The following is a 12,429-nucleotide window of genomic DNA, read 5'->3' as shown; positions in this document are numbered from 1 at the left end:
GTGCCTGTTTCAGGATGCCAATGATCTGCTCTTCGGTGAAACGTCTCGGCTTCATGTCTAGTCTCCTTTTGGAGTTTCTAGACCGAAATCACTAAGTTTGCAATGGAACAGTTTCAGGGGATAAGGTCAGCCGGACATTAAAACAAATTGACAGGAAGCCCGTTTATGTGGTCTTATCATCGAGTTTTGCAACTGATAAAGATACGCATATTCCTGGTCGGATTTTTGATTGTCACGGCCTTTGTTGTTTCAGCGGGGCGCAAGAGTGATGCCGCGCTTTCGTCAGATACGATCAGGGTCGCAATCGCCAAGAACGCCCAAGGTGTCACCGTGGACGGCGAAGGCCTCCTGGCGGTGAGGGAAAGCGGCGCCGCAGTTGCCGTGAAAGCCCCGGTGACTGTCAAGGCGAGTCGTGGTGAGGTGGCGGTGGATGGTGTCACCTATCGCCGGCTGGTCTTCTCGGCGGCTTCGGCAGTCCAGATCAATGGGAAACCGTACCGCGGGATAGCCGAGATAAGCTTTAGCGATAAAGGGCTGGTGGTCGTCAACGAGTTGCCCCTCGAAGACTACCTCGTCGGGTTGATCAATTGCGAGATATCCTCCGCCTGGCCGATCGAGGCGATCAAGGCCCAGGCGGTGATCGCCAGAACCTATGCCATCAACCGGAGAGAGGCCCGGCGCAATGCGCTGTACCATCTCGAATCATCGGTTATCGACCAGGTGTATAACGGCTGCGAGATCGAGGACAGCCGTGCCCGGCGAGGGGTTTCCGAAACAGCCGGCGAGGTGCTGACATACGAAGGCGCCGTCATTCAGGCATTTTATCACTCCAACTGCGGCGGCAAAACCGAGGCGGCGGAGAATGTGTGGGGGGCAAGCATCCCCTATCTCAAAGGAGTCGATTGCCAGTACTGCCTGTTGTCGTCGTCCAGTTCCTGGGACCAGAGGCTGCCCCTGAGAGAGCTGGAGGGCAGGCTCAGGGCCGCCGGTTTCAAGGCGGCAGGCTTGACGGATATCCGGGGTGGGGCCCGCAACAATCGGGGCCGGTTGAAAACCGTCATTGCCGTGGTTCAACGGGGCGATATCGCCATAACCGGCGATCAGTTCCGCAAGGCTGTCGGTTACGGAGTCATCAAGAGTACCAATTTCACCGTCAAGGTTGTTAACGGTGATGCGGTCTTTTCCGGCTTAGGCAATGGGCACGGCGTGGGGCTCTGCCAGTGGGGCGCCAAACAGCGGGCCCTGGAAGGTTTTTCGTACGCCGAGATTCTTTCCTACTATTATCCCGGCACAGAACTCAAAATGCTCTCTGACATTCGCTGAACGGTCGTACTGTTATGCTCGTCAAAGATTTTAATTATCATCTGCCCCAGGAACTTATCGCCCGCTACCCCGCTCCCGAGCGTGATGCGTCGCGCCTGATGCTGCTGGACCGCAGTTCAAAAACGATCGGTGAGGATGTTTTCGCCCATCTTGGGCAGTATCTGCGTCCCGGCGACCTGCTGGTGATGAACGACACGCGGGTCATCCCGGCCCGTTTGTTCGGCACCAAGGTAACCGGCGGAAGTGTGGAACTGTTCCTGGTGAAAAGGTTGTCAGCCGATGGCGGAGAGTGGGAATGTCTCCTGCGCGGTTCGAAACGTTTCAAGGAAGGGCAACCGATCCTGCTTGCCGCCGGAATGACCGCGCGGGTGATCACCCGTCAAGGGCCGGAGTCGTGGCGGGTGGCATTTTCGGGCGCCGAACCCTTCGATTCGTGGCTTGATCGGGAGGGGCACATTCCGCTCCCCCCCTATCTTCAGCGCGATGACGATGTGCAGGACCGGGAACGGTACCAGACGGTGATCGCCTCCACCCCTGGGGCAGTGGCCGCACCCACGGCCGGGCTCCATTTCACCCATGAACTGCTGGCTGCGCTGGCGGCCAAGGGGGTAGGCAGCGCCCGGTTGACCCTGCATACCGGTCTTGGGACCTTCAAACCGGTGCGGGTGGAGCAGGTGGAAGAACACCGCATCCACCGGGAATGGTATGCCATCTCCCCCGAAACCGCCAACGCCATCCGTTCCACGAAGGAACAGGGGGGCAGGGTGGTCGCGGTCGGCACCACCAGCGCCAGGGCGCTGGAATTTGCCGCCGATGACGACGGCCGCATTCGGGCCGGTGCCGGCGAGGCCGATATCTTCATCTACCCTGGTTATCGCTTCCGGGTGGTGGATGGCCTGATAACCAATTTTCACCTTCCGGAATCGACGCTGCTCATGCTGGTGTCTGCCTTTGCCGGACGGGAGTTCGTTCTTGACGCCTACCGGGAGGCAGTTACCCGCGGTTTCAGATTTTACAGCTACGGCGATGCAATGTTACTGATATGAGAGGGCGTGTGTCCGGCACTTTTTCCGTTATTCACCGCGACGCCTCGTGTGGGGCGCGCCTCGGCTCTTTGAAAACACCCCATGGTGAGATTGAAACGCCGATCTTCATGCCCGTGGGCACCAACGCCACTGTCAAGGCTATGACCCCCGAGGATCTGTGGGCGGTTCACGCCCAGATCATCCTGGCCAATACCTACCACCTGTATCTGCGCCCCGGCCATCGGCTGGTGGAGTCGCTGGGCGGCCTGCACCGGTTCATGAACTGGTCGGGGCCGATCCTCACCGACAGCGGCGGCTTCCAGGTCTTCAGCCTGGGGGAACTGCGCAAGATCAGCGAAGAGGGGGTCAAATTCCAGTCGCACCTGGACGGCTCCTATCACGTGCTGACGCCGGAGCTTTCCATCAAGATCCAGGAGGCGCTGGGGGCGGATATTATCATGTGCTTCGACGAGTGCCCTGCGGCAACTGCCGATTACGACTACGTCAGCCGCTCCCTGGAGATGACGACCCGCTGGGCGAAACGCTGCAAGGAGGCCCACAGCCGGGAGGGGCAGCAGTTATTCGGCATTATCCAGGGGGGCATGCATCACGACCTGCGCGCCCGCAGCCTGAACGAAATCTGCGCCATCGGCTTTGACGGCTACGCATTAGGCGGGCTTTCGGTGGGGGAGGAAAAGGAGCAGATGTACGGGGTGATGGAGTCCTGTGCCCCGCTCATGCCGCAAGACGCGCCCCGGTACATCATGGGGATCGGCGCTCCGGAGGATCTGGTGGAGGCGGTGTGGCACGGCTTCGATATGTTCGATTGCGTCATGCCGACCCGCAATGCCAGAAACGGCATGCTCTTTACCAGCCAAGGGCGGATCAACATCAAGGCCAAGGCGTACGAGGAGGACGGGGGACCCCTTGATCCGGCATGCGGTTGCCATGTGTGCCGCACGTATTCCCGTGCCTACCTGCGGCATCTTTACCGGGCCGGAGAAATTTTGGCTTCCCAGTTGAATACCTACCACAATCTGTATTATTATCTCGACCTGATGCGCCGGATGCGCGGGGCGATTCGGGAAAACCGCTTCACTGAGTTCCGCCGGGACTTTTACGGTAGCCAAACGGATAATCACGTTCAAAAAAAGGAGGAGAGCTAGATGTTAGGATTAGCGTTTGCGATGGCAGGGCCCCCAGGGGGAGCAACAGGGCAGGCGGGTGGAATGGCCGCTTTTCAGCAGGCAATTCCCTTGGTTTTGATGTTCGGCATTTTTTACTTCCTGTTGATCCGCCCGCAGCAGAAGAAGGCCAAGGAACACAGAACCCTGCTGGAGGCCCTCAAAAAGGGCGATCTTATCATCACTGCCGGCGGGGTGCATGGCAAGGTTACTTCGGTTGACGACACCATTGTGACCATGGAGGTTGCGCCCGGCGTCAACATCAAGATCACCAAGAGCTATGTCGCAACCATAAAGAAAGACTAGGTAAAATGTTACAACCGTAACAGGGCACGAAGTGCAACACGGTATATAATGCAATTACATCGAAGGGAGAATGAGCCTCATGCCGAAAGGAATTGGCTGGCGTATTGGCCTTATAGGCATTTTCGTCCTGCTGTCGTTTCTCTACCTGACCCCGACCCTGGTATCCAAACTGCCATCCTGGTGGAGTGTACTTCCCAAAGACAAGATCCATCTGGGTCTTGACCTTCAGGGCGGCACGCACCTGGTGCTCGAAGTGGATACCCAGAAGGCGGTCGAAGGTACCCTGGATATCGTGGCTACCGATCTGGAAGACACGCTGACCGGAAAGAACCTCCATTTCAAGCGAATCAGCCGTACCGGTTCCGACGCGGTTACAGTGGTTCTGTATGAAAAGGGGACTGCCGATGCGGTGCAGAAGCTTCTCAAGGACAAATACCCCACCTATGAGCAGAGCCCTCTCCACGATGAAGGCGGTTTTGTCGCCCTGAGCCTGCGGGTGAACGAAAAGGACGCCCAAGACCGCAAGGACAAGGCGGTTCAGCAGGCCCTGGAGACCATCAGGAACAGGATAGACCAGTTCGGCGTCTCCGAACCGATCATTCAGCGCGAGGGTATCAATCATATCGTCGTGCAGCTTCCCGGCATCAAGGACCCGCAACGCGCCATCGAACTGATCGGGCGCACAGCGCGGCTTGAGTTCAAGATGGTTCGTGAGGATATTCCTCCCTCCGCGGTCACCATTCCCGACGATGCTGAAATCATGAAAGAGAAGTCCGTGGACGCGGCCACCGGTGCCGTCAGCGAAGTGCCCTACGTGCTGCAGAAAAAATCGCTCATCACCGGCGACCTGCTGACCGACGCCCAGGTGCGCATTGACTCCCAGTTCAACCAGCCCTATGTGGCCATCGACTTCAACTCCCTGGGCGCCAAGCTGTTTGATCAGGTGACCGCCGCCAACGTGGGCAAGCGCTTTGCCATCGTGTTGGACAACAATATCTATTCAGCCCCGGTCATTCGGGAGCGCATCTCCGGCGGCAGTGCCCAGATATCGGGCAATTTCACCGAAAAAACCGCCTCCGACCTGGCCATCGTACTCCGCGCCGGGGCGCTCCCCGCGCCGGTCAAGATCATTCAGAACGTGACCGTCGGCCCCTCCCTGGGACAGGATTCCATCAACAAGGGATTGATGGCCGGCCTGATCGGGGTGGTTCTGGTCGTTGTCTTTATGGCGATCTACTACAAACTGTCCGGCATGGTGGCCAACGTGGGCATGGTGCTGAACGTAATCTATCTGATGGGGGCGCTGGCGGCCATGGGAGCAACCCTGACCCTGCCGGGCATCGCCGCTATCGTCCTTCTGATCGGTATGTCGGTTGACTCCAACGTTCTGATCTTCGAGCGTATCCGCGAGGAGCTTGCGTTGGGGAAAAGCCCCAAGGCAGCTCTGGATGCGGGTTATGACAAGGCCTTCCTGACCATAATGGACTCCCACATCACCACCCTGATCACGGCGGCGGTGCTGTTCCAGTTCGGCACCGGTCCGGTCAAGGGATTTGCCGTTTCCCTCAGCCTGGGTGTCATCATCAACCTGTTTACCTCGCTGATCGGCACCAAGGTGACCTTCGACCTGTTCCTGCACAAGGGGACCGTCAAGAATATGAGCATATAGGGGGAGCACATGCATTTGCATCTTCTGGGCAAGACCAACATAGATTTTATCGGAAAACGCAACATTTCCTTCGTCATATCGTCGATCATCGCCATTCTGGGCATTATCGGCCTCGTTCAGATTACCCGCGGTGCGGCCAACATGGGGATCGACTTCTCCGGCGGCACCTCCATGCAGCTCAAGTTCGCCAAGCCGATAGCAATGGCGGATGCGCGTACGGCGCTTCACAAGCACGGCATCGCCCGGGTCGATTTGCAGGAGATCAAGGAAGGCAATAAGCTGTTGATCAAGATCGACAAGAACGCCGGAGCTGCTGTCGGCAAGTCCGCCGATGCTGTCAAGGCTTCCTTCACCAGCGAGTTTGCCGATAATCCTTATGTCGTGGAGAGCACCACCGAGATCGGCCCCTCCATCGGCGACAAGCTGCGCAAAGACACCCTGGTGGCGGTAGCTATTTCGCTTCTGGGCATCATCCTGTACATCGCCTGGCGTTTTGACTTCAAGTTCGGCATCGGCGCCACCGTGGCGACCATCCACGACTGTCTGGCCATGTTTGCGGTCTTTTACCTGTTCAACAAGGAAATAAACCTGCTGTTCATCACCGCGGTGCTGACCATTGCCGGTTATTCCCTGACCGACACGGTGGTCGTGTTCGACCGCATTCGCGAGAATCTGCACAAAAACCTCAAAGGGGCGATGCAGACCATCTTCAACGAGAGCATCAATGAGGTGCTATCCCGTACCATTGTCACCTCCACGACCGTTTTTCTCGCGGCAGCATCGCTGTTCCTGTTCGGCGGCGAAGTGATCCACGACTTCTCGCTTGCCCTCCTGGTCGGCGTACTGGTTGGCACCTATTCATCTGTCTTCGTTGCCAGCCCCATCGTGGTCCTGCTGGAAAATCGCGCTCTGGCAAAACAGGGTAGCAAGGCCTGACCGACTCAGGGACTGAAATTCTGAAGGAGAAACAGCCATTGAAAAACGAAAATATAATCATAGCTGTTGTAGCGTTGGTAGCCGGTCTTTTGGGCGGTTATCTCGTGTTCAGTATCAGCTCCACCCATAAACAAGAGCAGGCCATGCCGGCTATCCCGGCCGGCTCCGGCAGCCCGACCGATTACGCCCGCCGTATTGCCGAAGCGGAGAAAGTCGTTGCCCAAGACCCCAAAAATGTTACGGTCTGGATTTCTCTGGGTAACGACTATTTTGATACCGACCAGGCTCAGAAAGCTATCGGCGCCTACGCCAAGGCGTTGGAGTTGGACCCGAACAACACCAACGTTCTTACCGACCAGGGGGTCATGTACCGCCGGGTGGGGTGGTACGACAAGGCAATTGTCAACTTTGGCAAGGCTCTGACGCTTGACCCCAAGCATCTCCAGAGCTTGTATAATATGGGAATCGTCTACGCCGTCGACATGAAACAGCCGGAAAAGGGGTTGCCGTACTGGAAAAAATACATTGAGGTGGATCCGACCAGCGCCACCGCCATTCAGATCAAGGGCATGATCGAGCAGTACAGTAAGGGAACACCGCCGGCCACGAAATAAACAAAAAAATCCCCCGCCTGACGGGGGATTTTTTTTACCCGGGCATTGGTCAAGGCGCCGGGCAAGGATGACCTGATTTGCACAAAAAATGGAATACGAAAAAGATAGCTGCGGCAACGGTTGAGCGTCTCGGCACCGACCTTGCCCTGCACCGGCTCACGGCCGCCGTGCTTGCCGCCAGGGGGATCGAAACCGCCAAGGAAGCAGGCCCGTTCCTGGCGCCGTCACTCTCTGACATGCTCGACCCGCTTCTGTTGCGGGGGATGGAGGCGGCGGTCAAGCGGCTGTTGGCGGCACGCCGCAACCGGGACACCATCTGCATCTACGGCGATTACGACGTGGACGGCATCTCGGGCACCGCCCTCCTGGTCTCCTTTCTGCGGCAGACCGGCTTTTCCTGCCGCTATTTCATTCCGAACCGTTTCGATGACGGCTACGGGCTGAACCGGGAGGCCATTCAGGGGATCATTGCCCTGGGGGCAAAACTGATCGTATCGGTGGACTGCGGCATTACGGCGGTTGAAGAGGCGCTGTTCTGCCGTGAGCAGGGGATCGACCTGATCGTTGTCGATCACCACGTCCCCAAGGAAACGCTTCCGGATGCCGCTGCCGTGGTAAACCCGATGCAACCCGGCTGTCCCTACCCCTTCAAGTCCCTGGCCGGGGTCGGAGTGGCCTTCAATCTGCTGGTGGCCCTGCGCATGGCCCTGCGTGACGAGGGAGCCTTCACGGGGGGCAGCGAGCCGGACCTGCGGGAATGGCTCGATCTGGTGGCCTTGGGTACCATCGCCGATGTGGTCCCTCTCACCGGGCAGAACCGCATATTTGCTTTTCACGGCCTTAAACAGCTCTCCGCCACCACAAAGCCTGGCATCCAGGCGCTCAAACGGGTCGCCGGTGTGACGGGCGGGGTGAGTTGCGGACAGGTTGGCTTCCGCCTCGCTCCGCGCCTGAACGCCGCAGGCCGTATGGAAAGCGCCGTTCCGGGTGTCGATCTGCTGTTGAGCGCGGATCAGACAGAGTGCCAGGGGATCGCCGAGGATCTGGAGGCTGCCAACGCCGAGCGCCAGGCCACCGAACGGCGCATCCTGGATGAAGCGATTGAAATGGTTGAGACGTCCGGGGCTTACCCCGATTGCCGCAGCATTGTCCTGGCCTCCCAAAACTGGCATCAGGGGGTGGTGGGGATTGTGGCCTCGCGTCTGGTGGAACGGTATCACCGGCCGACGATCCTGATCAGTCTTGACGAGGAGGGCAGCGCCAAGGGATCGGGCCGCAGCATCACCGGTTTTCACCTGCTGGATGCCGTCACGGCCTGCTCTCCTTTCCTGGAACGTTTCGGCGGTCATCGGTACGCCGCGGGGGTAGGTCTGCGGGCAGACGCGGTCACCGCCTTTGCCGCCGCCTTCGAGGCCGAAGCGGCCCGGCTCTTGACGGAGGATGATCTCGTGGCGCAGTTGGATGTGGATGCCGAAGCACAGCCGGGAGATATCACGCCGGAACTGGCACGGGAGCTGAAACGGCTGGAACCCTTTGGCGCCGGCAACCCCGAACCGGTGCTGCTCATGCGCGGGCTCCGGGTCTTGGAACATCGCGTGGTGGGAGACGGGCATTTGAAGCTGCGGCTGGCCGGGGGAGGGTGCCACTTCAACGCCATCGCCTTCCGTCTTGCGTCCCGGGAACTCCCTGGTATGGTTGATATAGCGTTTTTTCCGGAGATGAACGAATGGAACGGCAACTCCACCCTGCAGTTGCGGGTGAAGGACCTACGCCCCACGGAGTGATGCATGCAGCGCAATGAACGTTTTGATCAGGCGGAGAGTATCATCCGCATCGGCTTCTGGGTCAATGCGGTGCTGATGGTCTTCAAACTGGCCGCCGGCTACTGGGGGCGTTCGGACGCCGTGTTTGCCGACGGCATCGAGAGCGCCTGCGATTTCGTCGCCCTGTTTTCCACCATGGTAGCACTCAAGCTGGGCCGCAAACCCTTCGATGAGAAGCATCCCTACGGCCATGGCCGGGCTGAAAGCCTGGCGGCGCTGTTTGTCTCCCTGGTTATTGTCATTACCGGCAGTTGGATACTGGTTGAATCAGTCCATGCCATCATCGACCGCGACTTCAAATCTCCTGGCCTGATCGCCGTTTTTGCGGCTTTTATCACCATCATCATCAAGGAATGGCTCTACCGTTTCTCGCAAAAAACCGGCGCACGTCTGGAGAGTCCCGCGCTTCTGGCGGTTGCCAAGGATCACCGCAAGGATGCCATAACGTCGGTCTCAACCCTGGTCGGCGTAGGAGGGGCCTACTTCGGCTGGGGGATCATGGACCCCCTGGCGGCCGGCCTGACCTCTTTTTTCATCCTGCACATCGGTTTCCAGACCTTCCGGGAATCGGCCAACGACCTGATGGACGGCGCCGCCCCGCCGGATTTTGTGAGTGAGGTCACCCGCCTGGCGGAGAGCGTGGCCCGGGTGGAGCATGTCCACGGCATCCGCGCCCGCCGTTCGGGTCAGTACATGATCATCGATCTCAAATTGGATATGGACCCCGCCATGACGGTCAAGGAGTCCCACGATGTTGCTACCCGGGTGAAGAAGCTCATCTTCCAGGGGTTTCCCAATGTGGGCGACGTGATGATCCACATCAACCCCCATGACGAGGCACATGAGGACCTGATCAGGCTGTGACCACGACACCGCTCCCCATTGACCACATCCTTCCCCGTCTCCTCATGACCGCCCGCACGTCCCCGTGCATCGTTTTGCATGCCCCACCCGGCGCCGGCAAGACTACCCGTGTTCCCCTGGCACTGCTGGACATCATCCCGCCCGAAGCGGGCCGCATCGTCATGCTGGAGCCGCGCCGTCTCGCCGCGGCATCGGCTGCCCGTTGGATGGCGCGCATCCTGGGGGAGGAGGCAGGCCACACGGTGGGCTATTCGATCCGTTTCGAGAGCCGGGTGTCGTCCGCCACCCGGGTCGAGGTAGTCACCGAGGGTATTCTGACCCGCCGCATTCAGAACGATCCCCTGCTGGAAGGGGTGGGGATGGTGATCTTCGACGAGTTCCATGAACGGAGCATCCAGGCCGACCTGGGGCTGGCGCTCTGCCTGGATGTGCAGCGCCAGGTACGGCCGGATCTGAAGATTCTGGTTATGTCGGCCACCCTGGACGTGGAACCCCTGGCGCGTCTCATGGGGGGAGCACCGGTGCTGAGCTCTGCCGGCCGCTCCTTTCCGGTGGAGGAAATCTACCTGGATGAACGCTCGCCTGCGCGGCTTCCCGACCGTATGGTCGCCGCCATCCAGCGGGCGCTGCACGAGACCGAGGGGGACCTGTTGGCGTTTCTCCCCGGCAGCGGCGAGATCCGCATCTGCGCCTCCCTGCTGGCCGGATGCGGCTTAGGGGAGAGGGGGATTGCGGTCCATCAACTCTACGGCGATCTCCCCTTTGATGAACAGCAGCGGGCCATTCAACCCGGCAGGCAGCGCAAGGTGGTGCTGGCCACCAGCATCGCCGAGACCAGCCTGACCATAGAGGGGGTGCGGACGGTGATCGACAGCGGCCTCTCGCGGAGGCTCCGCTTTGACCCGGCCAGCGGCATGAACCGGCTGGTCACGGTGCGCGAATCCGCCTCCTCCGCCGAACAGCGCAAGGGGAGGGCGGGCAGGCTCGGGCCGGGGGCCTGTTATCGCCTGTTCAGCCGCCACACCCTGAGCGCCATGACGCCCCACACCCCGCCGGAGATTCTGAATACCGACCTGTCGCCGCTGGTATTGGAACTGGCCGCCTGGGGCGTTCACGATCCCAAAGACTTGGCGTGGCTCGATCCGCCCCCGGCTGCGTCCCTGGCCGTAGGGCGGCAACTGCTGGCCGACCTGGAAGTCCTGGATGTCCAGGGGCGCATCACCCCCCAGGGGCGGTCCATGATCCGTCTGCCGCTCCACCCACGCCTGAGCCGCCTGTTGCTGCGGGCCCAGGAGCTGGGCTGTGCGCGGCTCGGCTGCGATCTGGCGGCGTTGGTCTCCGAGCGGGACATCTTCCGAACGGCCGGAGGCGAGCGCGCACCCCGTGTGGGGCCGTCGGACATCGTGGAACGTCTGGAATGCCTGCACGCTTGGCGCAAGGGCGGTTCCGGCGGAGAACGGGCCGACGCGGCTAGCCTGAAAGCGGTGGAGCGGGTGAGTCGTCAGTTGGAACGCCTGTTGAGGCCCGCCGCCGGCAAGGATCGGCCGGGCGATACGGATGAGGCGACAGCCCGGCTGCTGTTGGCCGCTTATCCCGACCGGCTGGCCCGGCGCCGCGGGGATGGGGAGGGGCGTTATCTGCTGGCAAGCGGCCGGGGCGCCCGGCTCTCGCCCCGCAGTGTGGCGCGGAAGGCCGAATACATCGTGGCGGTGGATGTGGACGGCGGCGGTCAGGATGAAGGGATCATCCACCTGGCCTCGGAGGTTGGAGAGGACCTTCTGCGCCAGGAATGCGCCGGGCTGATCGTCCAGCGGAGCACAATCGCCTGGAACGAGCGGGAAAAACGTGTGGTGGCGGCCAGGGAGGAGTGCATCGGCGCGCTCAGGCTTACGTCAACCCCCTACACCCCCGGCAGTGAGGAGCTCTGCCCCGTGGTCCTGGAAGCGGTGCGGGCATCCCGCCTGGAACTGTTGGACATGGATGATACGGTCCGGCGGGTACAGGGGCGGGTGGCGCTTCTGCGCAAGGCCGTGCCGGAAGAAGGGTGGCCGGACCTGACGGACGAAAACCTGCTTGAGACGCTGGAGGAGTGGCTGGGGCCCCATGTGGCAGGGGCGCGCACCGCCCAACAGTTGCGGGCGCTGAATGTTGCCCCGCTGCTGCTCGGGCTGTTGGACTACCGCCGCCAGCGACTTTTGGACGAATTGGCCCCCACGCACCTGGAGGTGCCGAGCGGTTCCCGTATCAGGCTCGATTATGCGGTCGGGGAGTGGCCGGTACTGGCGGTGAAGCTGCAAGAGCTGTTCGGGTTGTCGGATACGCCGACCATTGCCAGGGGAAGGGTCGGGGTGCTGCTGCACCTCCTGTCGCCGGCCGGGAGGCCGATACAGGTCACGCGGGATCTGAAAGGGTTTTGGAACGGCGCCTACCATGAGGTGAAAAAGGAGTTGAAGGGGCGGTATCCCAAACACCCCTGGCCGGACGACCCCTGGAGCGCCCAGCCGACGCGGCGGACGAAACCGCGGGGTCACTGAATCTGGAAACGAAAATCTGCCACAGAGACACGGAGACACAGAGGTTCACAGAAAAATTCAAAATACAGGCTTTGGGTCCATGAACAACTTATTTTGAGAATTTATGTTTTTGACTTTCTCCGTGTCTCCGTGTCTCTGTGGCAGAAGTTAG

Annotated in this window: 10 protein-coding genes; all 10 read left to right on the top strand. The window is 60.4% G+C overall.

Annotated elements, in window-relative coordinates; all coding sequences use genetic code 11:
• Nucleotides 1–165: 165 nt before the first annotated feature.
• Entirely contained in the window at nucleotides 166–1,323 is a 1,158-nt protein-coding gene (locus F6V25_RS05740) for a SpoIID/LytB domain-containing protein (protein ID WP_151127639.1), read from the top strand.
• A gap of 14 nt (nucleotides 1,324–1,337) precedes the next feature.
• The gene (gene queA, locus F6V25_RS05735) at nucleotides 1,338–2,369 is read left to right on the top strand and encodes a tRNA preQ1(34) S-adenosylmethionine ribosyltransferase-isomerase QueA (RefSeq protein ID WP_151127638.1); all 1,032 of its coding nucleotides are present in this window, start codon (nucleotides 1,338–1,340) and stop codon (nucleotides 2,367–2,369) included.
• Nucleotides 2,366–3,514, top strand: coding sequence for a tRNA guanosine(34) transglycosylase Tgt (gene tgt, locus F6V25_RS05730; protein WP_151127637.1), 1,149 nt, complete (start codon nucleotides 2,366–2,368; stop codon nucleotides 3,512–3,514). Before queA ends, tgt begins: the two co-directional genes overlap by 4 nt.
• A complete protein-coding gene (gene yajC / locus F6V25_RS05725) occupies nucleotides 3,515–3,838 on the top strand; it encodes a preprotein translocase subunit YajC (RefSeq protein ID WP_149305859.1) in 324 nt (107 codons plus the stop codon). It begins immediately after the preceding gene.
• 79 nt (nucleotides 3,839–3,917) lie between these two features.
• Nucleotides 3,918–5,507: a protein translocase subunit SecD gene (secD, locus tag F6V25_RS05720; RefSeq protein WP_151127636.1), complete on the top strand. Its 1,590-nt coding sequence runs from the start codon at nucleotides 3,918–3,920 to the stop codon at nucleotides 5,505–5,507.
• Between the two features lie 15 nt (nucleotides 5,508–5,522).
• Nucleotides 5,523–6,443, top strand: a complete 921-nt coding sequence (secF, locus tag F6V25_RS05715) for a protein translocase subunit SecF (protein WP_151127672.1) — start codon at nucleotides 5,523–5,525, stop codon at nucleotides 6,441–6,443.
• Between the two features lie 38 nt (nucleotides 6,444–6,481).
• The gene (locus F6V25_RS05710) at nucleotides 6,482–7,057 is read left to right on the top strand and encodes a tetratricopeptide repeat protein (protein WP_151127635.1); all 576 of its coding nucleotides are present in this window, start codon (nucleotides 6,482–6,484) and stop codon (nucleotides 7,055–7,057) included.
• A gap of 77 nt (nucleotides 7,058–7,134) precedes the next feature.
• Entirely contained in the window at nucleotides 7,135–8,841 is a 1,707-nt protein-coding gene (gene recJ, locus F6V25_RS05705) for a single-stranded-DNA-specific exonuclease RecJ (RefSeq protein ID WP_151127634.1), read from the top strand.
• 3 nt (nucleotides 8,842–8,844) lie between these two features.
• Nucleotides 8,845–9,744 carry a cation diffusion facilitator family transporter gene (locus F6V25_RS05700; protein ID WP_151127633.1) on the top strand — a complete coding sequence of 300 codons (900 nt, stop codon included), beginning with the start codon at nucleotides 8,845–8,847 and terminating at the stop codon, nucleotides 9,742–9,744.
• Nucleotides 9,741–12,278, top strand: a complete 2,538-nt coding sequence (gene hrpB, locus F6V25_RS05695; RefSeq protein ID WP_275095307.1) for an ATP-dependent helicase HrpB — start codon at nucleotides 9,741–9,743, stop codon at nucleotides 12,276–12,278. Before F6V25_RS05700 ends, hrpB begins: the two co-directional genes overlap by 4 nt.
• The last annotated feature ends 151 nt before the right edge of the window (nucleotides 12,279–12,429 follow it).

The organism is Oryzomonas japonica (assembly GCF_008802365.1).
Classification (GTDB): domain Bacteria; phylum Desulfobacterota; class Desulfuromonadia; order Geobacterales; family Pseudopelobacteraceae; genus Oryzomonas; species Oryzomonas japonica.
The sequence above is the reverse complement of the archived record's forward strand: the minus strand, read 5'-3'. Positions and strand labels throughout refer to the sequence as shown.

Bases quoted from the DNA above. Each gene is read 5' to 3' on its own strand.
- F6V25_RS05700 (WP_151127633.1), top strand. From the start codon at position 8,845: ATGCAGCGCAATGAACGTTTTGATCAGGCGGAGAGTATCATCCGCATC.
- queA (WP_151127638.1), top strand. From the start codon at position 1,338: ATGCTCGTCAAAGATTTTAATTATCATCTGCCCCAGGAACTTATCGCC.
- F6V25_RS05740 (WP_151127639.1), top strand. From the start codon at position 166: ATGTGGTCTTATCATCGAGTTTTGCAACTGATAAAGATACGCATATTC.
- yajC (WP_149305859.1), top strand. From the start codon at position 3,515: ATGTTAGGATTAGCGTTTGCGATGGCAGGGCCCCCAGGGGGAGCAACA.
- secD (WP_151127636.1), top strand. From the start codon at position 3,918: ATGCCGAAAGGAATTGGCTGGCGTATTGGCCTTATAGGCATTTTCGTC.
- tgt (WP_151127637.1), top strand. From the start codon at position 2,366: ATGAGAGGGCGTGTGTCCGGCACTTTTTCCGTTATTCACCGCGACGCC.